This is a genomic window from Sphingomonas glacialis (assembly GCF_006439055.1).
GTDB classification, from domain to species: domain Bacteria; phylum Pseudomonadota; class Alphaproteobacteria; order Sphingomonadales; family Sphingomonadaceae; genus Sphingomonas; species Sphingomonas glacialis_A.
The window spans coordinates 1,596,159-1,616,024 of sequence record NZ_RCZC01000002.1 but is presented as its reverse complement, the minus strand read 5'-3'; the positions used below and the strand labels follow the sequence as shown (position 1 = coordinate 1,616,024).

At 67.0% G+C, this 19,866-nt stretch carries 22 protein-coding genes and 1 pseudogene; 10 read left to right on the top strand and 13 right to left on the bottom strand.

The window, feature by feature from the left end; all coding sequences use genetic code 11:
- Nucleotides 1–37 precede the first annotated feature (37 nt).
- The 4 genes from rpsU (at nt 38) to galU (ending at nt 2,432) form a co-directional block, all read left to right on the top strand.
- The gene (gene rpsU / locus EAH76_RS11465; protein ID WP_010162663.1) at nt 38–244 is read left to right on the top strand and encodes a 30S ribosomal protein S21; all 207 of its coding nucleotides are present in this window, start codon (nt 38–40) and stop codon (nt 242–244) included.
- 79 nt (nt 245–323) lie between these two features.
- Nucleotides 324–911, top strand: a complete 588-nt coding sequence (locus tag EAH76_RS11460) for an FKBP-type peptidyl-prolyl cis-trans isomerase (RefSeq protein ID WP_140850297.1) — start codon at nt 324–326, stop codon at nt 909–911.
- A gap of 1 nt (nt 912) precedes the next feature.
- Nucleotides 913–1,470 carry an FKBP-type peptidyl-prolyl cis-trans isomerase gene (locus EAH76_RS11455; protein ID WP_140850296.1) on the top strand — a complete coding sequence of 186 codons (558 nt, stop codon included), beginning with the start codon at nt 913–915 and terminating at the stop codon, nt 1,468–1,470.
- Nucleotides 1,471–1,562: 92 nt separating this feature from the next.
- Nucleotides 1,563–2,432: a UTP--glucose-1-phosphate uridylyltransferase GalU gene (gene galU, locus EAH76_RS11450; protein ID WP_140850295.1), complete on the top strand. Its 870-nt coding sequence runs from the start codon at nt 1,563–1,565 to the stop codon at nt 2,430–2,432.
- A 10-nt stretch (nt 2,433–2,442) separates the two neighbouring features.
- Here the strand turns inward: galU and EAH76_RS11445 are convergent, their stop codons facing one another.
- The 6 genes from EAH76_RS11445 to dut all read right to left on the bottom strand — a co-directional run bounded on the left by EAH76_RS11445 (nt 2,443) and on the right by dut (nt 7,393).
- Complete coding sequence (locus EAH76_RS11445; protein ID WP_140850294.1) at nt 2,443–3,195, bottom strand: metallophosphoesterase family protein; 753 nt, start codon at nt 3,193–3,195, stop codon at nt 2,443–2,445.
- 62 nt (nt 3,196–3,257) lie between these two features.
- Nucleotides 3,258–4,559: a UDP-N-acetyl-D-mannosamine dehydrogenase gene (wecC, locus tag EAH76_RS11440; RefSeq protein ID WP_140850293.1), complete on the bottom strand. Its 1,302-nt coding sequence runs from the start codon at nt 4,557–4,559 to the stop codon at nt 3,258–3,260.
- A 78-nt stretch (nt 4,560–4,637) separates the two neighbouring features.
- Entirely contained in the window at nt 4,638–5,777 is a 1,140-nt protein-coding gene (gene wecB / locus EAH76_RS11435) for a non-hydrolyzing UDP-N-acetylglucosamine 2-epimerase (protein ID WP_140850292.1), read from the bottom strand.
- A gap of 34 nt (nt 5,778–5,811) precedes the next feature.
- Nucleotides 5,812–6,561, bottom strand: coding sequence for a HesA/MoeB/ThiF family protein (locus tag EAH76_RS11430; RefSeq protein WP_140850291.1), 750 nt, complete (start codon nt 6,559–6,561; stop codon nt 5,812–5,814).
- Nucleotides 6,558–6,938, bottom strand: a complete 381-nt coding sequence (locus tag EAH76_RS11425; protein ID WP_140850290.1) for a hypothetical protein — start codon at nt 6,936–6,938, stop codon at nt 6,558–6,560. Before EAH76_RS11425 ends, EAH76_RS11430 begins: the two co-directional genes overlap by 4 nt.
- The gene (gene dut, locus EAH76_RS11420) at nt 6,935–7,393 is read right to left on the bottom strand and encodes a dUTP diphosphatase (RefSeq protein WP_140850289.1); all 459 of its coding nucleotides are present in this window, start codon (nt 7,391–7,393) and stop codon (nt 6,935–6,937) included. The genes EAH76_RS11425 and dut overlap by 4 nt, the downstream gene beginning before the upstream one ends.
- A gap of 109 nt (nt 7,394–7,502) precedes the next feature.
- Here dut and EAH76_RS11415 point away from each other — a divergent pair, with 109 nt between their 5' ends.
- Nucleotides 7,503–7,727: a DUF3072 domain-containing protein gene (locus tag EAH76_RS11415; RefSeq protein WP_140850288.1), complete on the top strand. Its 225-nt coding sequence runs from the start codon at nt 7,503–7,505 to the stop codon at nt 7,725–7,727.
- 150 nt (nt 7,728–7,877) lie between these two features.
- Here EAH76_RS11415 and coaBC read toward each other — a convergent pair.
- The 4 genes and pseudogenes from coaBC to EAH76_RS11395 form a co-directional block, all read right to left on the bottom strand.
- Nucleotides 7,878–9,052: pseudogene (coaBC, locus tag EAH76_RS11410) on the bottom strand (bifunctional phosphopantothenoylcysteine decarboxylase/phosphopantothenate--cysteine ligase CoaBC).
- The gene (locus EAH76_RS11405) at nt 9,049–10,158 is read right to left on the bottom strand and encodes a hypothetical protein (protein WP_140850287.1); all 1,110 of its coding nucleotides are present in this window, start codon (nt 10,156–10,158) and stop codon (nt 9,049–9,051) included. Before EAH76_RS11405 ends, coaBC begins: the two are co-directional and overlap by 4 nt.
- Before the next feature lie 37 nt (nt 10,159–10,195).
- Nucleotides 10,196–11,731 (bottom strand): 2-polyprenylphenol 6-hydroxylase, encoded by a 1,536-nt coding sequence (gene ubiB, locus EAH76_RS11400; RefSeq protein ID WP_140850286.1) that lies wholly within the window; start codon nt 11,729–11,731, stop codon nt 10,196–10,198.
- Nucleotides 11,732–11,876: 145 nt separating this feature from the next.
- Nucleotides 11,877–12,620 carry a class I SAM-dependent methyltransferase gene (locus EAH76_RS11395; protein WP_140850285.1) on the bottom strand — a complete coding sequence of 248 codons (744 nt, stop codon included), beginning with the start codon at nt 12,618–12,620 and terminating at the stop codon, nt 11,877–11,879.
- Between the two features lie 256 nt (nt 12,621–12,876).
- On the opposite strand from EAH76_RS11395, the gene mutM reads away from it, so the two are divergent.
- The 5 genes from mutM (at nt 12,877) to EAH76_RS11370 (ending at nt 16,607) form a co-directional block, all read left to right on the top strand.
- Nucleotides 12,877–13,686: a bifunctional DNA-formamidopyrimidine glycosylase/DNA-(apurinic or apyrimidinic site) lyase gene (mutM, locus tag EAH76_RS11390; RefSeq protein WP_140850284.1), complete on the top strand. Its 810-nt coding sequence runs from the start codon at nt 12,877–12,879 to the stop codon at nt 13,684–13,686.
- A gap of 91 nt (nt 13,687–13,777) precedes the next feature.
- A complete protein-coding gene (gene rpsT / locus EAH76_RS11385; protein ID WP_140850283.1) occupies nt 13,778–14,041 on the top strand; it encodes a 30S ribosomal protein S20 in 264 nt (87 codons plus the stop codon).
- 501 nt (nt 14,042–14,542) lie between these two features.
- Entirely contained in the window at nt 14,543–15,943 is a 1,401-nt protein-coding gene (gene dnaA, locus EAH76_RS11380) for a chromosomal replication initiator protein DnaA (RefSeq protein ID WP_140850282.1), read from the top strand.
- A gap of 50 nt (nt 15,944–15,993) precedes the next feature.
- A complete protein-coding gene (locus tag EAH76_RS11375; protein WP_140850281.1) occupies nt 15,994–16,224 on the top strand; it encodes an AbrB/MazE/SpoVT family DNA-binding domain-containing protein in 231 nt (76 codons plus the stop codon).
- Between the two features lie 95 nt (nt 16,225–16,319).
- Entirely contained in the window at nt 16,320–16,607 is a 288-nt protein-coding gene (locus EAH76_RS11370) for a PIN domain-containing protein (RefSeq protein WP_206667859.1), read from the top strand.
- Here the strand turns inward: EAH76_RS11370 and trpS are convergent.
- The 3 genes from trpS to secB are packed head-to-tail and all read right to left on the bottom strand — an operon-like array spanning nt 16,604 to nt 19,774.
- Nucleotides 16,604–17,605, bottom strand: a complete 1,002-nt coding sequence (gene trpS, locus EAH76_RS11365) for a tryptophan--tRNA ligase (protein ID WP_140850280.1) — start codon at nt 17,603–17,605, stop codon at nt 16,604–16,606. The genes EAH76_RS11370 and trpS overlap by 4 nt on opposite strands.
- Nucleotides 17,606–17,608: 3 nt before the next feature.
- Complete coding sequence (gene murJ / locus EAH76_RS11360) at nt 17,609–19,201, bottom strand: murein biosynthesis integral membrane protein MurJ (protein ID WP_140850279.1); 1,593 nt, start codon at nt 19,199–19,201, stop codon at nt 17,609–17,611.
- A gap of 60 nt (nt 19,202–19,261) precedes the next feature.
- Entirely contained in the window at nt 19,262–19,774 is a 513-nt protein-coding gene (gene secB, locus EAH76_RS11355) for a protein-export chaperone SecB (protein ID WP_140850278.1), read from the bottom strand.
- Nucleotides 19,775–19,866: the final 92 nt, after the last annotated feature.

Genomic DNA, 19,866 nt, shown 5'->3' with positions numbered 1-19,866 from the left:
GCGGCGCTTTTCTATCGATTCGGAGCTGTTCGGTTTTATGCAAATCATCGTACGCGACAACAATGTCGACCAGGCGCTGCGCGCGCTCAAGAAGAAGCTGCAGCGCGAGGGCGTCTATCGCGAGATGAAGCTGCGCCGGCATTACGAAAAGCCGAGCGAGAAGCGCGCGCGTGAGCGCGCTGCTGCCGTCCGCCGCGCGCGCAAGCTCGAGCGCAAGCGCATGGAACGCGACGGCGCACGGTAAGACGATGAAGCGGACCTAAGCGTCCGCTGCGCCTGCCTGAAGCCCGTACAAGACCTTCGACCCCCGCCCGGGAGCCACCATGTCGATCACCGCTGTCCCGCTAAAGCCCGTGAAGCGGGGTATCTTGGTGTATCTGTGGATCGGCATCGCCGTGCTGGTGATCGGCGCGATCGCGCTGGCGTTCCAGACGCCGCTCGATCCGTCGACCAGCTTCCTGGCGCGCAATGCCCGCGCGGCCGGGGTGATGACGACGCCGTCAGGCTTGCAATATCAGGTGCTCAGCGCAGGCGCCGGCGCGTCGCCGACCGACGACGATGTCGCGCTCGTCAATTATGAGGGGCGCCTGCTCGACGGTACGGTGTTCGACAAGTCGCAGCAGCCGACCCCGATGCCCGTCGCGGGCGTCGTGCCGGGGTTCAGCGAAGCGCTCAAGCTGATGCGCAAGGGTGCGAAGTATCGCATCTGGCTCAAGCCGAGCCTCGCTTATGCCGACAAGTCGCCCCCCGGCATTCCGGCCAATTCGACGCTCGCGTTCGACGTCGAGATGCTCGAATTCATCCCGATGAGCACCTATCGCCAGATCCAGCAGCAGCAACAGATGATGCAGCAGCAGGGTGCGGGCGGTGGCATGCCCCCGGGTGCGGGCGGACCGCCGACCGGTCGCTGAGATGCGGACGTTCGCTATCGCTGGTCTGATCGGCGCTATCCTGTTGCCCGCGGCGGCAACCCACGCCGCGCCGCGCAAGGTGGTGCATCGCGCCGCCAGCACCAAGCGCCTGGCGACCGTACCGCCGCTCAGCGCAACCGACGCGTTCCTCGCCACCAACGCCAAGCAGCGCGGCGTGGTGACGACACCGTCGGGGCTGCAATATCGCGTGCTGACGCCGGGCACCGGCCCCGCCAAGCCGACCGATGCCGATGTCACGCTGGTCAATTATGTCGGCAAGCTGACCAATGGCACGACCTTCGACCAGAGCGCCCGCCCGACGCCGATGCCCGTTTCGGGGGTCGTTCCGGGCTTTAGCGAAGCCTTGAAGGCGATGCCGAAGGGCGCGAAATACCGCGTCTGGATCAAGCCGAGCCTCGGCTATGGCGATCAGGCGACCGGGCCGATCCCCGCCGGATCGGTGCTGGTGTTCGATATCGAACTGCTCGATTTCATTTCGGGCGCGCAATTCCAGCAGATGCAGCAACAGGCCGCGGCATCCGCTCCGGCGGCGCCATAAGCCCACCCTTTGCGCACCGCGCGTCGCCGCTTTCCATGCGGGATGGCGCCGGGTATGACGCGCCCAGTTTCTCTTGAAATCGAAGGACGCTGATGTCGATCAAGCCCCTGCGTAAGGCCGTCTTCCCCGTTGGCGGGTTGGGCACGCGCTTCCTTCCGGCAACCAAGGCGATGCCCAAGGAGATGCTGCCGATCGTCGATCGGCCGTTGATCCAATATGCCGTCGACGAGGCGATCGAGGCGGGGATCGAGCAGATGATCTTCGTTACCGGTCGCGGCAAGTCGGCGATCGAGGATCATTTCGACATCGCCTATGAGCTCGAGGCGACGATGGAAGCGCGCGGCAAGTCGCTCGGCGTGCTCGACCATACGCGGCTTGCGCCGGGCGCGGTCGCCTATGTTCGCCAGCAGGAGCCGATGGGGCTTGGCCATGCGGTGTGGTGCGCGCGCGATATCGTCGGCGACGAGCCGTTCGCCGTGCTGCTCGCCGACGATTTCATGCTCGGCGAGCCCGGCTGCCTCAAGCAGATGGTCGATGCCTACAGGCAGGTCGGCGGCAATCTCATCTGCGCACAGGAAGTGCCCGAGGACCAGACGCACATGTACGGCGTCATCACGCCCGGCACGCGCGACGGGCGGCTGACCGAAGTGAAGGGGCTGGTCGAAAAGCCCGCCAAGGGGACCGCGCCGTCGAACCTCTCGGTGATCGGCCGCTACATCCTCCAGCCCGAGGTGATGCGCGTGCTCGAGAATCAGGGCAAGGGCGCGGGTGGCGAGATCCAGCTGACCGACGCGATGGCGCGGATGATCGGCGACCAGCCGTTCCACGGCCTGACCTTCGACGGCAAGCGCTACGATTGCGGCGACAAAGCCGGATATGTCACCGCCAATCTCGCGGTCGCGGTCGCGCGGGCGGATATCGGCGATACGGTGCGCGCGTTCGCGGTGGACCTGCTGCGTTAACGCGTGTCGTTCAGGCCGCCGTCGCGAGATAGCGGCGGCGGGTACCTTCGATGCACAGCGCGGTCAGCACGTTGCTGGCATAGGCGCCGGTATCGATGCCGATGCGATTCGCGCACTCGTCGGGGCCGTCGCTGATCGTATGGCCGTGGATCACGAACAGCGGGTGATCGACCTGGCTGCCAAGGAAATCCTCGCGGATCCAGCGCAGGTCGCCGGTGCGCTGCTGGTCGAGCGCGACGCCGGGGCGGATGCCGGCATGGACGAAGAGATAGTCGCCGAAGCGGAAACTGTCGGCGAACCCATCGATAAAGGCGAGATCGCCGCGCGGAATCGCCGCGCGGATCACCGCTGCGGCGCTGGCGGGGTCGAGCTCGGCAACGCGCGCCGGATCGACGCCGTAGCTCTCGACATATTCGGCGCCGCCGAACGTCAGCCAATCGCGCAGCCGTTGCGGTTGCGTGCCGAGCGCACGCACCAGCATTTCCTCGTGATTGCCCATCAGAAAGACCGGATGGAGCGTCGGATCGTCGAGCCCGCGCAACCGCTCCACGACGCCCTTCGAATCGGGGCCGCGATCGATCATATCGCCGAGGAAGACGAGAAATTCGCGCGGGCAGGGCTGGTGCCGGCGATCGTCGGCGATCTGTTCGAGCAACGCGTCGAGCAGGTCGAGCCGGCCATGCACATCGCCGATCGCATAGGCGCGCGACTCGGGCGGTCCGCTGGGCGGGGAGGCGCGCGGGAGGGGGCTAGCCGATGACACTCGTGAAACCTTTCCTGGCGACCGGACCCGGAGCAAACGTGCGGGCGGCCGCCACGCGCCGCTCAGCTCGCGAGTCGCAACGGTGCGCCGCGTGTCGGCGCGCGGGGCTGGTCGGGCCAGATCCCGCGAGTGTCATAGACGAGCTTGTCGGCACGCTCGTCGACCGGCACCGATTTGAAGACATCGTGATCGACCAGGACGATCATGATCCCGCAGGTCTCGATCGCGCTGTCGATGTCGATCAGCGTCGCGCCGCTGCCGTCGAAGCTCGGCGGGAGCGTATCGGTATAGGGCTCGACGATGCGCAGCCTGTCGCCGAAGCGCGCCGCCAGTGCGAGCGCGACCTTCAACGCCGGGCTCTCGCGGAAATCGTCGATATTGGCCTTGAAGGCGAGCCCGAGGCACGCGACGCGCTCGCCCGGATTGGCCGCGACCATCGCCTCGGCGCGCTCGACGACATAGTCGATCTTGGCGTCGTTCACTTCGCGTGCGGTGCGGATCAGCGGCGTGTTGGCGGGGTCGGCATGGACCAGGAACCACGGGTCGACCGCGATGCAATGCCCGCCGACGCCGGGGCCAGGCGACAGGATGTTGACGCGCGGATGGCGGTTGGCGAGGCGGATCACCTCCCACACATCGACATCCATCGTATCGGCGACACGGCTGAGTTCGTTGGCGAAGGCGATGTTGACGTCGCGGAACGCATTCTCGGTGAGCTTGGTCATTTCCGCCGCGCGGCTCGTCGTGGTGACGCAGGCACCACGCACGAAGCGGCGGTAGAATTGCAGCGCCTTGCGTGCGCAGCGTGGCGTGATCCCGCCGATCACACGGTCATTGTCGATCAGTTCGACGAGGATCCGGCCAGGCAGGACGCGTTCGGGGCAATAGGCGATCGCCACGTCGGGGCTGTCGCCATTGCTCTTGCCCGGCACCTTAAGATCGGGGCGGAGCTGCGCGAGCAGATCGCGCACCTTCTCGGTCGTGCCGACCGGCGACGTTGATTCGAGCACCACGACGTCGCCGGCCTTGAGCACGGTCGCGATCGTCGTCGCGGCGTTGAGGACATAGCCGATATTGGGCGCATGATCGTCGGCGAAGGGCGTCGGCACGGCGATGACGAACACATCGGCGGGTTCGATCTGCGTCGAGGCGCGCAAAGCACCGCGCGCGACGACGCCCGAGACGAGACCGTCGAGATCGACCTCCTCGATATGCACCTTGCCCGAATTGACCGTCTCGACGACATGCGCCGAGACATCGATGCCGAGCACGCTCGCGCCCGTCCGCGCGATCACCGCCGCGGTCGGCAGGCCGATATAGCCCAGGCCAACGACAACGACCTTCAGGTCAGCGTGCGACATCATCGATTCTGCGCCTTTACTTGCTCACGCTCCGGCTAATGCGCGAGGAGCGTTGATATTTCGAAAACGCTAAGGGCGCGCTCACGTCGTGGGCACACCAAAGCCGTTTGCGACGATCGTGGCAATCCGCGCGCTGGCGTGCCCGTCGCCGAACGGATTGTGCGCGCGCGCCATCGCGGCATACGCGGCGGGGTCTTCGAGCAGCGTGCTGACCTCGGCGACGATCCGCTGCGGGTCGGTGCCGATCAGCTTGGCGGTGCCGGCGACGACGCCTTCGGGGCGCTCGGTCGTCTCGCGCATCACCAGCACGGGCTTGGCAAGTGCGGGCGCTTCTTCTTGCACGCCCCCCGAATCGGTCAGCGCGATGTGGCACAGGCCGAGCGCGCGGATGAAATGCGGGTAATCGAGCGGGTCGATCCGCGCGATATTGGGGCGATCCCCCAGCACGCGGTTCATCGCCTCGACGACGTTCGGGTTGGGGTGCATCGGGAAGAGAATCGCGACATCGTCACGCGCCGCGATCTGCCCGACCGCGTGCGCTATATTGTCCATCCCGCCGCCGAAATTCTCGCGGCGGTGGGTCGTGACGAGCACGATCTTCTTGCCCGCGAAACGAGTGGCGATATCGTCTAGCCCGGCCGCGAGCGACGGATCGGCGGCGAGCTTCGCCTCGGTCGCGTGGAGCGCGTCGATCACGGTGTTGCCGGTGACGTGGATCATCGCCGGATCGATATTCTCGCGGCGCAGTGCGTCGGCGGCGGTGTCGGTCGGTGCGAAATGCTGGTCGGCGATCGGCGCGACGATCCGGCGGTTCACTTCCTCGGGCCAGGGCTGGTAGATGTCGCCCGAGCGCAAACCCGCCTCGACATGGCTGACCGGCACCTTGCGGTAATAGGCTGCGAGCGCACCGACCATCGCTGTCGCGGTGTCGCCCTGGACGATCACGCGGTCGGGCTGCTCGGCGTCCATCACGTCGCCCAGGCCGGTCAGCAATCGCGCGGTGAGGCGGTCGAGCGACTGGCCCGGCTCCATCAGATCGAGGTCCACATCGGGGGTAAGCCCGGCGATCGCGAGCACCTGGTCGAGCAGCCCGCGATGCTGCGCGGTGACGCAGGTGCGCACGTCGAGCCCCGGCACCGCCTTGAGCGCGGCGACGACCGGGAAGAGCTTGATCGCTTCGGGCCGGGTGCCGAAGATGACGAGGATGCGCGCGCGTTTCATGGGCCTGTCCTAGCGGGTCACCCTTAAGGTGCTGCTAACCGCAGCCCGGGCAGCCGGGATCCTTTGGCAAAGCGATCGTGCGGAAGCGGAAGGCGAGCGCGTCGACGAGCAGCAGCTTGCCCGCGCTGTCCTCGCCGAAACCCACGATCGCGCGCAGGGCTTCGAGGGCTGCGAGGCTGCCCATGACGCCCGCCATCGCGCCGAGCACGCCCTGCTCGGAGCAACTGTCGCCGGCGCGGTCGCGCGCATCGCCGACGAAGCAGCGGTAGCAGGGCTTGTCCTGCTCCCAGCCGCGGTACACGCCGAGCTGGCCCTCGAACTGCCCGACCGAGGCCGACACCAGGGGAATACGCAGCGCTTGCGCGGCATCGGACACCGCAAGCCTGGTCGCGAACGAATCACTGCCGTCGAGCACCACAGACACGCCGCCGAGCAGATCGGCGGCATTGGCGGGCGTGAGCCGCACGGCATGCTGGTCGATCACGACATGCGGATTGATCCCGCGCGCCGCGTTGGCCGCTGCGCCGACCTTCGATGCGCCGAGATCGGCCTCGTCGAACACCGTCTGGCGCTGGAGATTGGACAGGTCGACCGTATCGTCGTCGATCAGCACGATCCGTCCGACACCGGCGGCGGCGAGATACTGGATCGCCGGGCTGCCGATCCCGCCCGCGCCGACCAAAGCGACGCTCGCTGCCTTCAGCGCAAGCTGTCCCGCGCCGCCAACCTCGCGCAGCACGATATGGCGCGCATAGCGCTCGAGCTCGGCGTCGGAGAGCGTCATCCGCGCCAGTCGAACACGATCGTGGCGCGATACCAATTGTCGCCGCTCCCTGCGCGCAGCGCGAGGTTGCTACGCGCAAAGCCGGCGACGAGGCCCGCGGCATATTGCTCGACCGTCGGGCAGTTGATCGCGTGCGGAACGGTGCGGCGGACGAGGCCATCGGTGCCGACCAGCGTCGCGACATCGACCTTGACGACATAATGGCCGTCGGCGGGCTTGGCGATCGGGCAGCGATTGGCGGTGATCTCGCCCGCGACGAAGCTGGTCAGCTGCGGCGTGAGTTGCGGCGCGGCGACATAGGGGAGCGGCGCGAGCGCCGCCCAATCGACGGGGACCGCCGGGATCTCGGCGGCCTGGAGCAGCAGGAAAAGTATCATCGTCCGGTCGATCCAAAGCCCCCGGTTCCGCGCCCGGTATCGTCGAGCGTGGCGACCTCGTCGAGCGTCGCGCGTTGAACCGGGGCCGGAACGAGTTGGGCAATCCGGTCGCCACGCGCGATCTCGAACGGCGCCTGGCCGAGATTGGCGAGGATCACCTTCACTTCGCCGCGATAGTCGCTGTCGATCGTACCGGGGGTGTTGAGGCAGGTGACGCCGTGCTTGAGCGCGAGCCCCGAGCGCGGGCGCACCTGCACCTCGAAGCCATGTGGGATCGCGATCGCAAAGCCCGTCGCGACCGCGGCACGGGCGCCCGGCGCGAGCGTCAGCGCCTCGGCGGCGACGACGTCGAGCCCGGCGGCGCCTTCGGTCGCATAAGCGGGCAGGGGCAGGCCTTCGCCGTGCGGCAGGCGCTTGAGCGCGATCGTGATCGGCGTGGGGGTCGGCGTATTCATCGGGCTCGCCTTAGCAAGTCTGGCACGCCGTGTCGAAGCCTCGCGCCGCGGCATGGAACCGGGCGGCGCTTCAGCGGTTCAGAACATACCAGCAACATGCGAGTATCCCATGGCCGACACCCCGCACAATCCAAAACTCGACGAGCATCCCGGTTCGAACACCGAAAAGGACCCCGCGCAGTGGGTTTCGGGCGGTGACCCGATGACCGGCGCACAGGAATCCTATCTGACGACGCTGAGCGAAGAAGCGCATGTCGAGCCGCCGAGCCCGGATCTCAGCAAGGCCGATGCGTCGAAGCGGATCGACGAGCTGAAGGGCAAGCTCGACCTGTAAGGGGTCGGGACCGAGACCTTGACCTGTCACCCCGGCCTTGTGCCGGGGGCCACCGCGCCGCAAGCACCGCGATTCTCGTCACGGTGGACCCCGGCACAAGACGGGGTGACGGTGGCGGACGACACATCAGGCCGTCGCGCAAATCGTCCGTCAGCGCGTCAGCGCCTGCACGATCCGCTCGGCAAGCTGCTCTGCGACCGCCTCCTTGGGCAGTCGTTCCCAGCTTTCGACACCATCGGCGGTGACGATATGGACGGTATTCGCCGCGCCGCCCATCACGTCGCCCGACACGTCATTGGCGACGATCCAATCGACCTGCTTGCGCGTCCGCTTCGCCGTGGCGTGCTCGATGACCCGCTCAGTCTCGGCCGCAAAGCCGATCAAGAGTCGCGGACGATCCTGGCTTCGAGCGAGTCCTGCGAGGATGTCGGGGTTCTCGACCAGCTGCAGCACGGGCGGACCGTCCGCCCCCTTCTTGATCTTCTGCCCCGCACCTTCGACGCGCCAATCGGCGACGGCAGCCACAAGCACCGCGGCATCGGCGGGAAGCGCAGCCGCTACTGCGGTCTCCATCTGGAGGGCGGTTTCGACATCGACGCGCGTCACCCCGTCGGGGGTCGCGAGCGTCACTGGCCCAGCGATCAGCGTCACCCGCGCGCCGCGCGCAGCGAGCGCCGCGGCGATCGCGAAACCCTGCTTCCCCGACGAGCGATTGGCGAGATAGCGCACCGGATCGATCGGCTCGTGCGTCGGTCCGGCGGTGACGAGGATGTGCAGTCCAGCAAGCGCGCTCACGCCGCCAACGCCGCCTGGATCGCCGCGAAGATCTCTGCCGGCTCGGGCAATCGGCCTGGCCCAAATTCACCGCACGCCATCGCGCCTTCGTCGGGCTCGAGCACCGTTACCCCGTCGCCGCGCAGAGTGGCGACATTGCGGCGCGTCGCGGGATGCTGCCACATTCGCACGTTCATCGCCGGCGCGGCGAGCACGGGCTTGTCGGTCGCGAGCAGCAGCGTCGTCGCGAGATCATCGGCGATCCCGGCCGCCATCTTCGCCATCAGATCGGCGGTCGCAGGCGCGACGACGACGAGATCGGCCTCGCGGCTGAGCTGGATATGTCCCATCTCGGCCTCGTCCTTGAGGTCCCACAGCGAGGTATAAACCTGGTTTTCCGACAGTGCCGCCAGCGTCATAGGCGTGACGAAATGCGCACCGCCCGCGGTCAGCACGCTTTTCACGCCGATCCCGGCCTTGCGGCACAGCCGGATCAGCTCGCACGCCTTGTACGCGGCGATGCCGCCGCCGACGATCAGCAGGATCTTCACCGCGTCACCCGCGTCACGATGATTTTCCGCCGCGGCCCGCGCGCAGCGGCGATCAGGTCGCGCAGGCCATCTGGCGCGAAGGCGAGGCCGATCAGGAAAGTGGGGGCGATCATCAACCCGCCATAGAAGCTGTCGGCCCGCCCGAACAGCGCAAGCAGCAGCGCATACGCCACGAACACCGCCAGCGCGCGCAGCGCCAGCGCGCTGCGCCACGCCGACCAGCCGAACAGCGCCAGCGCGACGAGCGGCGCGGCGAGCCAGAAGGGCGCGAAGGTGAGCGCGGTGGACTGCTGCATCGTCGTGACGAAGATGCCGAAGCCGGGCAGTGCCGCCAAGCCGGGCGCGGCGGGATCGGTCTCGCGCACCACCATCGCCACGGCATGCGCGTGGAGCGCGACGACGATCGCCAGCACGCCGAGCGTCGCCGCCCAGCCGAGCGCTTCGCGGCGGCGACCCTCGGCGATCGCGAACAGCGCCATCACGCAAACATAGAGCGCGGCGGTCTCGCGGATCAGCATCGCGATCAGCCCGATCGCGACCGCCTCGATCCACTTGTCCTCGCGTCGCAGCGCCAGCGAGAGCGCGATCAGCAGCCCGCTCCAGATCTCATGAAGCGCGAAAAGGTCGCCTTGGGTAAAGGCGATCAGGCCCCCTGCGAGCAGCGCCAACGCGATCAGCCGCGGCGCTGGCCGATCGAACACGCCGCCGAGCCGCAGATACCAGACGTAGCCGACACCCGCGACCAACGCGTACAGCAAGGTCATCGTTACGAAGAGCGGAAGCGCCGCCTCGACGACCGCCAAGGTCGGCAAGCGGAAGGCGAAGAACGGGCGCATCGGATATTCGGCCGTCCGCAGCGCCTGTCCGGTGACGCCGTAATAATCGCCCCCGCCGCGAAGCCCCTGGACGATCGTCTCGTAGAGCAGGATGTCGTGCTGATCGTCGCCGGCCGTCGGGTTCGCCAGCGGCGCGGCGGGACTAGCGAGCGCGAGCAACGTTGCGAGCAGCAGCAGGGCGAGCGCCACCAGCGCGATCCGCGCGCGCGGTTGCGACAGCGCCGCGTAGCGCGATGGCTCGGTCAGCCAGACGGGCGCCCGCGGCGTCATGCGTGCGCGTTGCGGCGCGTCGAAAGGGCGTGCCGCCTCACCCCCACAGCATCCAGCCCAGCCCCAGGCTCGCGCCCGCGCTCAGCGCCGCGACGAGCGCATAGCGCCAGCCGCCGCCGATCCGCACGACCTCGATCTCGCGCAGCGGCGGTTCGGGTGGCGCGCCGGGCGCATTGGGGAAGCGGCGTTCGATGTTGCGGATCAGCTCGGGCAGCCGCGCGAGCGTGCGGAAATCCTCGACCAGCCGGTCGGCGACCGCCGCTTCGGGGCCGAGCTCGGTGCGGATCCATTCGCGCACGAACGGCGCCGCTGCGTCCCACAGATTGATCTCGGGATCGAGGCTGGTCGCCACGCCCTCGACCATCACCATCGTCTTCTGCAGCAGCAGCAGATGCGGCTGGGTCTGCATGTCGAAGTCGCGCGTAATGTTGAACAGCCCGTCGAGCATCATCCCGATCGACATGTCCTTGACCGACATGCCGCGCATCGGCTCGCCGACCGCACGCAGCGCGGTCGCGAATTCGGCGACATTGTGGTGTGCCGGGACATAGCCCGCCTCGAAATGAATCTCCGCGACGCGCTTATAATTGCCGGTGATCAGCCCGTAGAGGATCTCGGCCAGCCAGACGCGCGCGCGCCGGTCGATCCGGCCCATGATGCCGAAGTCGATCGCGGCGATCTTGTTGCCGGGCAGCGCGAACAGGTTCCCCTGGTGCATGTCGGCATGGAAGAAGCCTTCGGCGATCGCCTGGCGCAGGAAGGCATGGACCAGCGTGTTGGCGAGCGCCTTGAGGTCATAGCCCGCCGCGACGAGCGCGGGGCGGTTCGACAGCTTGATGCCGTCGATCCATTCGAGCGTCAGCACCTTGCCGCTGGTGCGCTGCCAGTCGATCTTGGGCACCAGGAAATCGGGCTCAGCCGTCATCGCATCGGCGAGTTCGGAGGCCGAGGCGGCTTCCCGCCGCAGATCGAGCTCGCGCGCGGTCCAGCGCTTGAAGGTCTCGATGACGAGGCGCGGGCGCAGCCGCGCGAGTTCGCCACCATAGCCCTCGACCTGCGCCGCGGCCCATTGATAGGTCTCGATCGCGCGGGTGAAATCTTCCTCGACGCCGGGGCGCAGCACCTTGATCGCGACGGTGCGGCCGTCGGTGGTGACGCCGCGATGCACCTGCGCGATCGAGGCGGCGCCGACCGGCACCGGGTCGATCGAGGCAAACAGATCGGCCGGATCGCGCCCGAAGGCGCGCGTCATCGCGGCGTGGATCGTTTCGTAGGGGACGGGCGGGAGCGCGTCCTGAAGCCGCATCAGATCGTTCGACGCCGTCTCGCCGACGATGTCGGGACGCGTCGCGAGCGTCTGGCCGAGCTTGATCGCGGCGGGGCCGATCGCCTGGAGCGCATCGGCATAGCGCGGCACTTTCGGCACACGCGCGCCGATGCGGGCGATCCGCGCGAGACGGCGGATCGGCAGCGGGGTGTTGGCGTCGCGCTCGATGCCGCTGAGCGCGCCGTGCCGGGCGAGGATCCGGCCCCATTTGAGCAGGCGCCAGACGTGCGTTGCGGGGGCGGTCACTTCTTTCCCTCTCCCTGTGGGAGAGGGAGGGAGGAGCGAAGCGACGGAAGGGTGAGGACAGGGCGAAGCCGTAAACTGCCCTCACCCGACCTCGCTGCGCTCGGCCACCCTCTCCCGATGGGAGAGGGATTAAGGGAACACCCCATCAAATCTTCCACCCATGGTGGATAGCAACCAGCCCGCCGAGCATCGGCTCGACGCCGGTCTGCACGAAACCCGCGTCGCGGATCATCCCTTCAAAGGTCGGCATGTCGGGGAAGCGACGGATCGACTCGATCAGATATCGATAGCTGTCCTCGTCCTGCGCGAGCAGCTTGCCGAGCTTGGGGACGAGCTTGTGCGAATAGGCGTCGTACACATCGGCGAAACCCGGCCACAGCGTGGTCGAGAATTCGAGGCAGTAGAACCGCCCGCCACGCCGCAGCACGCGGTTTGCCTCGCGCAGCGCCTTGGGGATGTCGGTCACGTTCCGGATGCCGAACGCGATCGTATAGGCATCGAAAAAGCGGTCGGGGAAGACCAGCGTCTCGGCATTGGCCTCGGTCCAGACCAGGCCGTCGATGCCGCGCTTTGCCGCGCGGTCGATGCCGACTTCGAGCATCTGCGGGTTGATGTCGGCGACGGTGACGCTCGCGCCCGATTCGGCCAGGCGGAAGGCGATGTCGCCGGTGCCGCCCGCCATGTCGAGGATCTGCTCGCCGTCGCGCGGCTTCACGCGGCGCACGAAGCGGTCCTTCCACACACGGTGCATCCCGCCCGACATCGCATCGTTCATGATGTCGTAGCTGCGCGCGACGCTCGAGAAGACGCCGCCGACGCGGGCGGTCTTTTCGGTGGCGGGGATGTCTTCGTAGCCGAAGGAGACGGTGCCAGAGTTTGGATCGTTCATGCCGCACGCTCTAGCCGAGCAAAGCGGCAGCGCAAACCGCTGCGTTGCTGCTCGGACAAATCGTCCCGCGCGACCCGACTCTTTCTTCTCCGCGTCTCCGCGTCTCCGCGTGAATCAAGTCTTTTGTTCACGCGGAGAGAAGAAGAAAGGCGCGTTGGGTGCTACGCAATGAAAGCGCGCCTTCGCCCGAGCGCCGAGTGGTCTCGGTGTGGGTAGCCGCTTGCGCGGCGGGCGTGGAAACGGGCAGGGACGGGGGATGCCAGAACTTCCCGAAGTCGAGACCACCGTGCGCGGCCTGCGGCCCGTGCTCGACGGCCAGCGCATTACGCGCGTCCAGATGCGTCGCGGCGATCTGCGGCGGCCGTTTCCCGAGGATCTCGGCCAGCGGCTGACCGGCGCGACGGTGACCGGCCTGTCGCGGCGCGCGAAATATGGGCTGATCGACACCGATCGCGGCGACACCATGATCTTCCACCTCGGCATGTCGGGGCGGTGGCGAGTCGATCCGTCCGAGCTGCTCCCGCACGATCACCTGATTCTCGAAACCGCGATGCAGCGGCTCGCGCTCAACGATCCGCGGCGCTTCGGCTCGGTCGATCTTCTGCCGACCGAATCGCTCGCCGAGTTCCCTGCGTTCAAGGCGCTCGGCCCCGAACCGCTCGGGCCAGAGCTGACCGTCCCCTATCTCCACGACAAGCTCGCCGGGCGAATCGCGTCGATCAAGCTGATGCTGCTCGACCAGCGACTCGTCGCGGGACTCGGCAACATCTATGTCTGCGAAGCGCTGTTCGCCGCCCGCATTTCGCCCAAGCGCGCCGCCGGCAGCGTGTCGCGCGCCAAGCTCGCGCGCCTAGTACCCGCCATTCGCGAGGTGCTGCTCGCGGCGATCGACGCCGGCGGCTCTTCCTTGCGCGACTACGCCCGCCCCGACGGCGAACTCGGCTATTTCTCCAAGCAATTCGCGGTCTATGGCCGCGAGGGCGAGCCGTGCAGCTGCGGCGGCACGGTCGAACGCTATGCCGAGGGCGGCCGCTCGACTTTCTGGTGCCCGAAATGCCAGAAATGATTGACCGCCACCCCGGTTCTGCGTAAGGCGCACGGCTTCCGGGGCCGGGAGTTACCTCCCGCCCTTTCTTATTTACAGATCAGAGGGCTTCATGGCGAACACGCCACAGGCGAAAAAGCGCATCCGTCGTAACGCCGCGCGGACCATCGTGAACGGCAACCGTACCGGTCGCATTCGCACTTTCGTCAAGAAGGTCGAGAATGCGCTCGAAGCGGGCGATAAGGCTGCTGCAACCGCCGCAATGGCGATGGTTCAGCCCGAGTTGATGCGTGGCGTCGCCAAGGGCGTGCTGCACAAGAACACCGCGAGCCGCAAGTTCTCGCGCCTGACCAAGCGCCTCACCGCGCTCGCTTAATCCCAATCGGGTTACGCAACGGCTGATCGCCCGCTGGACATGTGTCCGGCGGGCTTTTTGTCGTGTCCGCGGCGCCGCGAAGCCGGCGATGGCGCGTTAAGGTGCCGCTATAACCCCTATTAAGGAACGTTGCGCGAACGCTGCCAACGGGCGAAACCGCAAAGGCGCGGTTTACCGCGATTCGCAGAACCTTCATCAAAGTGTCACGCAAAAAATACCCTGAATTCATAGGGTTGTGAGATTTCCGACGCGAAACCTTCGCTCAATCCGAGTCAACCGGGTATATTTAGAAAATGTGACAGGCGAGCCCCTTGCTCGACTCGCTGCGATCTTCATAAATGGCCATCCGCCGCGAGCGATGTTTCTGGCTCGCGACTCACTTTGAATAGCAAACGTCAGACGGATTGTGATTCCGCCTGGGGGGAAGTTTGTCTGTCGTAATTATAGCGGCGCGGGACCTCCCGCGGTTCGCAATGCAAAGGTTTTGGCGTGGTCTTGACGGTGAACAGGGGGGTAGGCGCGCACGATACCGACTTTGCCAGCGGGCAGGACGAGAGCGTCGCGCGCGCCTGGAACACGGTGCGCACGCATCTGCGCGAATCGGCCGGGGTGCGGTTGTTCGATCAATGGCTCAAGCCGATCGCGTTGGTCGCGGGCGGTGAGCGCGAGACGGTGCGGCTGACGCTGCCCTCGGCGTTCATGACCAACTGGGTCCGCAACCATTATGGCGACCGGCTGCTCCAGGAATTCCGCGCGTTGCTGCCGAACGTGCGCAGCGTCTCGATCGAGACCGGCCTCGCGGCAGCCCCGACCGCGGTGCTCAAGGTCGAGCCCGCACCGGCGCCCGTCGCCCCCGCCGAGCCGCTGGTCATCGCTGATCGCCCGACGCTCGACCCGCGCTTCACCTTCGACCGCTTCGTCGTCGATGCCTCGAACCGCGTCGCCTTCAACGCCGCCAAGGCTTTGGCCGAACCCGGCGTGCCGCGCTTCAGCCCGCTCTTCCTCCACAGCGGCACCGGGCAGGGCAAGAGCCACCTGATGCACGCGATCGCCGCGGCCTATCTCAGCGCCGTACCAGAGGCGCGTGTGCTGATGATGTCGGCAGAGCGCTTCATGTTCGATTTCGTCCAGGCGCTGCGCAACCGCGACACGCACAGCTTCAAGCTGCGGCTGCGCTCGGCCGATCTGCTGCTGGTCGATGATCTCCAGTTCATCGCCGGCAAGGATTCGACGCAGGAGGAGTTCTTCCACACGATCAACGAAGTGATGGGCGCGGGCAAACGCCTCGTCATCTCGGCCGACCGCTGCCCGCAGGGGTTGGACGGCGTCGAGGCGCGGATCATGTCGCGGCTGTCGTGCGGCCTCGTCGCCGACATCAAGAATTCCGACCTGTCGCTGCGGCGCGCGGTGCTCGAGCGGAAGCTGCTCGACATGCCCGGCGCGCATGTGCCGGGCGAGGTGCTCGACCTGCTCGCCGCGCGGATCACCGCGAGCATCCGCGACCTTGAGGGCGCGCTCAACCGCGTCGTCGCCTATGCGCAGCTGACCGGGGTCGAGGTCGATCTCGAATTCGCCGTGGCGACCTTGGGCGACGTGTTGCGCGGCGCCGAGCGCCGCGTGACGATCGACGAGATCCAGAAGGCGGTCTCGGCGCATTTCGAATTGAAGCCGGTCGATCTGGTGTCGGCACGTCGCGCGGTGGTGGTGGCCCGCCCGCGCCAAATCGCGATGTACCTCGCCAAGCGCCTGACCACGCGCTCGCTCCCCGAAATCGGCCGCAAGTTCGGCGGGCGGGACCATTCGACGGTGATCCATGCGGTCCGCCGGATCGAGGAACTGCGCGACACCGACCGCGAGATCGACACCGCGGTGCGCGTGCTGCTGCGCGAGCTCGAGGGATAGCGAGAGCGCCGAAATTCCGGTATGGCTGGGCCCACATTCGGAGACAGGCGATGCAGTTGGCGAAGTGGGGCGACGACTTCGCGGTCCGTTTGCCCAAGGAAATGGTCGAGGCGCTCGCGGTGGAGCTGGGCGAGGAGTTGGACGTCCGGGTTCAGCTCGATGGCTCGCTTCGCATCGCGCGCAAGATGACGCCCGAAGAGGCGCTTGCAGGCTTGCGGATTTATCGCGGGCGTATGCCGGATGATTTCAAGTTCGACCGCGACGAGGCGAATGCCCGGTAGCTTCTTCGACAGCAACGTGCCGATCTATGCGGCGGCAGGCGACGCCATCAAGGGGCCGCGCGCCGAGGCGCTGCTCGCTCCGCGCGGCGTCGTCAGTGCTCAACGAGGTCGCAACGGTCGTCCTGCGCAAACTCGCGTTTTCGTTTCCAGAGGTGCTCGATGTGTTGGATCGATTGCGCGCGGTCGCCACTGTCGTGCCGCTCACGATCGAGACGCCCGAACTCGCTCTGCAGCTTCATGCACGCTACCGATTCGCCATATATGATTGCCTGATCGTCGCTGCGGCACTGCTGGCGGATTGCGACACCCTGTGGTCCGAAGACATGCACCACGGCCTCGTGATCGAAGGCCGTCTGACGATCCGCAACCCGTTCGCCGCTTAGACCTGCAGCCCCACCGCCGCCTGCGCCTTGGCGAGCGTCGGTGCCGCCAAGACCGCCGCGCGCGCCGCGCCGTCGGCGAGCACCGCGCTGACCGCCGCGCGATCCCCCAGCAACGCCGTCAGCCGCTCGCGGATCGGCGCCAGCGTCGCGACCGCGAGATCGGCGAGCGCGGGCTTGAAGGCGCCGAAGCCTTGCCCCGCAAACTGCGACAGCACCGCGTCGGGCGTACTGCCTTCGAGCGCGGCATAGATCGTCACGAGGTTCTTCGCCTCGGGCCGCTCGGCGAGCCCTGCAACCTCGCCCGGCAGACCGTCGGCATCCGACTTGGCCTTGCGGAATTTGCTCGCGATCAGCTCGTCCGAATCGACCAGGTTGATCCGCGACGCATCGCTCGGGTCCGATTTCGACATCTTCGCGCTCGCATCGCGCAAGCTCATGATGCGCGGCGCGGCCTTCGAAATCAGCGGTTCGGGCAGGACGAAGGTATCGCCATAGTCGGTGTTGAACTTGATCGCGATGTCGCGCACTAGCTCGAGATGCTGCTTCTGGTCGTCGCCGACGGGCACATGCGTCGTCTGGTAGAGCAGGATGTCGGCGGCCTGGAGCACGGGATAGGTGAACAGCCCGACGCTCTGCGTCTCGCCCTTCTTACCCGCCTTGTCCTTCCACTGCGTCATCCGGCTGAGCCAGCCCATCCGCGCGGTGCCGCCGAGGATCCAGTTGAGCGCCGAATGCGCTGGCACGCGCGCCTGGTTGAACAGGATCGAGCGCTGCGGGTCGATCCCGCACGCGAGCAAGGTCGCCGCCATCTCGGTGGTGTGCGCGTTCAGCTCGGCCGGGACGACCGGCTGCGACAGCGCGTGCAGGTCGGCGAGGAAGAACAGGCATTCTTCGCCCGCGGCCATCGCGTCCTGCATCGCGACCCATTGCTTGATCGCGCCCAGATAGTTGCCGAGGTGGAGGTTGCCGGTGGGCTGGATGCCGGAAAGGACGCGCATGGGTTATTCCTGAACGGGTTTGGAGGTGGCGCCGCGCTTGCGGAGCAATCCCTTGATGTCGGCGATGCGATACGCGCCGGTGACGAAGCACGCCACGCCATAGACCGCGCCGCCTGCGCCGACCAGCACGCCGAGTGCGGCATAGCGCACGATCAGCGGCCCGCCGAGATAGGGATCGAGCAGTTGCTCGAACGCGTAGATCGTCGCACCCATCAGCAACGCGGCCAGTAGCAGGCGTGGCACTTTGCGGCGCAATCCCGCATCGGCAACGAAATGCCCGCGCGCGGCGAGCGTGCGGTACAGCATCGCCACGTTGACGGTCGAGGCGAGCGCGGTCGCGAGTGGCGGGCCGACATGGCCGATCAGCGGGATGAGGATGAGGTTGCCGACGATATTGATCCCGATCGACAGCATCGCATAGCGCACCGGCGTCTTGGTATCGCCACGCGCGTAATAGCCCGGCGTCAGCACTTTCACGAGCACGTAGGACGGCAGCCCGATCGAGAAGGCGCTCAGTGCCCAGCCGCAGCGCTTCGCGTCGAGTGCGGTGAAATGGCCATATTGGAACAGCCCGCGGACGATCGGCTCGGCCGCGATCAGGAAGGCGATCGTCGCAGGCAGCGTGAGGAACAGCGCGAGCTCGATCCCGCGATTCTGCGTCTCCATCGCCGCTGCGTCCTGCCCCGAGGACAGCAGCCGCGAGATCGTTGGCAGCAGGATCGTGCCGAGCCCGATGCCGATCAGCCCGAGCGGGAGCTGGTTCAGCCGGTCGGCATAATAGATGTACGTGATCGAGCCCGACGCGAGCAGGCTTCCGGCAAGCGAGGTGGAGATCAGCAAATTGATCTGCGACGCGCCCGCGCCCGCCGCGGCGGGGACGATGAGGCGCAGCATCTCGCGCACATCCTTGTCGAGCCGCGGCATCCGCAGCCGCATGTCGACCCCGGCACGGTGGCATGCCAGGATCAGCCACGCGAGCTGCAGCACGCCGCCGACGGTGACGGATATCGCCTGGACGCGCGCGGTCTCATATTCGTCGGCGCCGTGGAAGAACCACAGCCCGCCGATCATCGCGAGGTTGAGCAGGATCGGCGCGGCGGCATTGACCCAGAATTTGTCGAGCGAATTGAGGATCCCGCCGAGCAGCGAGGCGAGCGAGATCAGCGCCAGATAGGGTAGGGTGATCCGCGACAGCATCACCGCGAAGGCGAATTGCTCATGCGTCGGATGCTGGCGCGCGAAGCCGCCCGAGAGGAGATAGGTGATCGGCCAGGCGGCGAGCAGCATCGCAACGGTGAACAGGATCAGCACCGGCAGCAGCACGGCCAGCGCGCGCTCGGCAAAGGCGTAGCCGGCGGGAAGGCCCTCGGGCCCCGCGGCCTTTTTGTTGAACAGCGGGATGAACGCGGCCGAGAAGGCGCCCTCCGCGAACAAGGCGCGGAACATGTTGGGCAAGCGGAAGGCGACGCCGTTGAACGCATCCGACGCGAACCCCGCACCGACATAGCGCGCGGCGAGCGAGTCGCGCAGCAGCGCGAGCACTCGGCTGACGAGCGTCAGCCCGCCGACCGAGCCGAGGGATTTGACGAGGTTCATTGGGTGCCCTCGATCCAGCTTACGCCCCTCCCCTGAAGGGGAGGGGCTTAAGAAGCAAGATTACGCCGTGCCGAACGTGCCCGAGGCTTCGCCGGCTTCCTGCTGCTGCAGGAACACCGCACCGAAATCGATCGGCTCGAGCAGCAGCGGCGGGAAGCCGCCGTCGCGGACCGCATCGGCGAGCACGCGGCGCGCGAACGGGAAGATCAGCCGTGGCGCTTCCGCCAGCAGGAACGGCTGGAGATGCTCGAGCGGGAAATTGCGCAAGCCGAACAGGCCAGCATAGGAAAGGTCGACGAGGAACGCGACGGTGCCCTCGGCCTCGGCCTTCACTTCGATCCGCAGGACGATTTCATAGACGTCCTCGCCGACCTGCGCCGAGGCGATGTTGAACTGGACGTCGATCGCGGGCGGCGTCGGGTTCTGGAAGATCGCCGGTGCATTGGGATTCTCGAACGAGAAGTCCTTGACGTACTGCGAGATTAGACCCGCTGCGGGGGTGGTGTCGGCCCCGTTTGCCAACGGCGCGCCGTCGACCGTGGTGGAGATGAAGCCGTCATCCTGCTCGCTCATGGAACTCGTCCTTGCTTTGGCCGTATAGTCGCCACAGCGTTGTGGCATGGAAGGCGCGCGCCTAGCAGGGGGTGGGACCGAGTTCAACACAC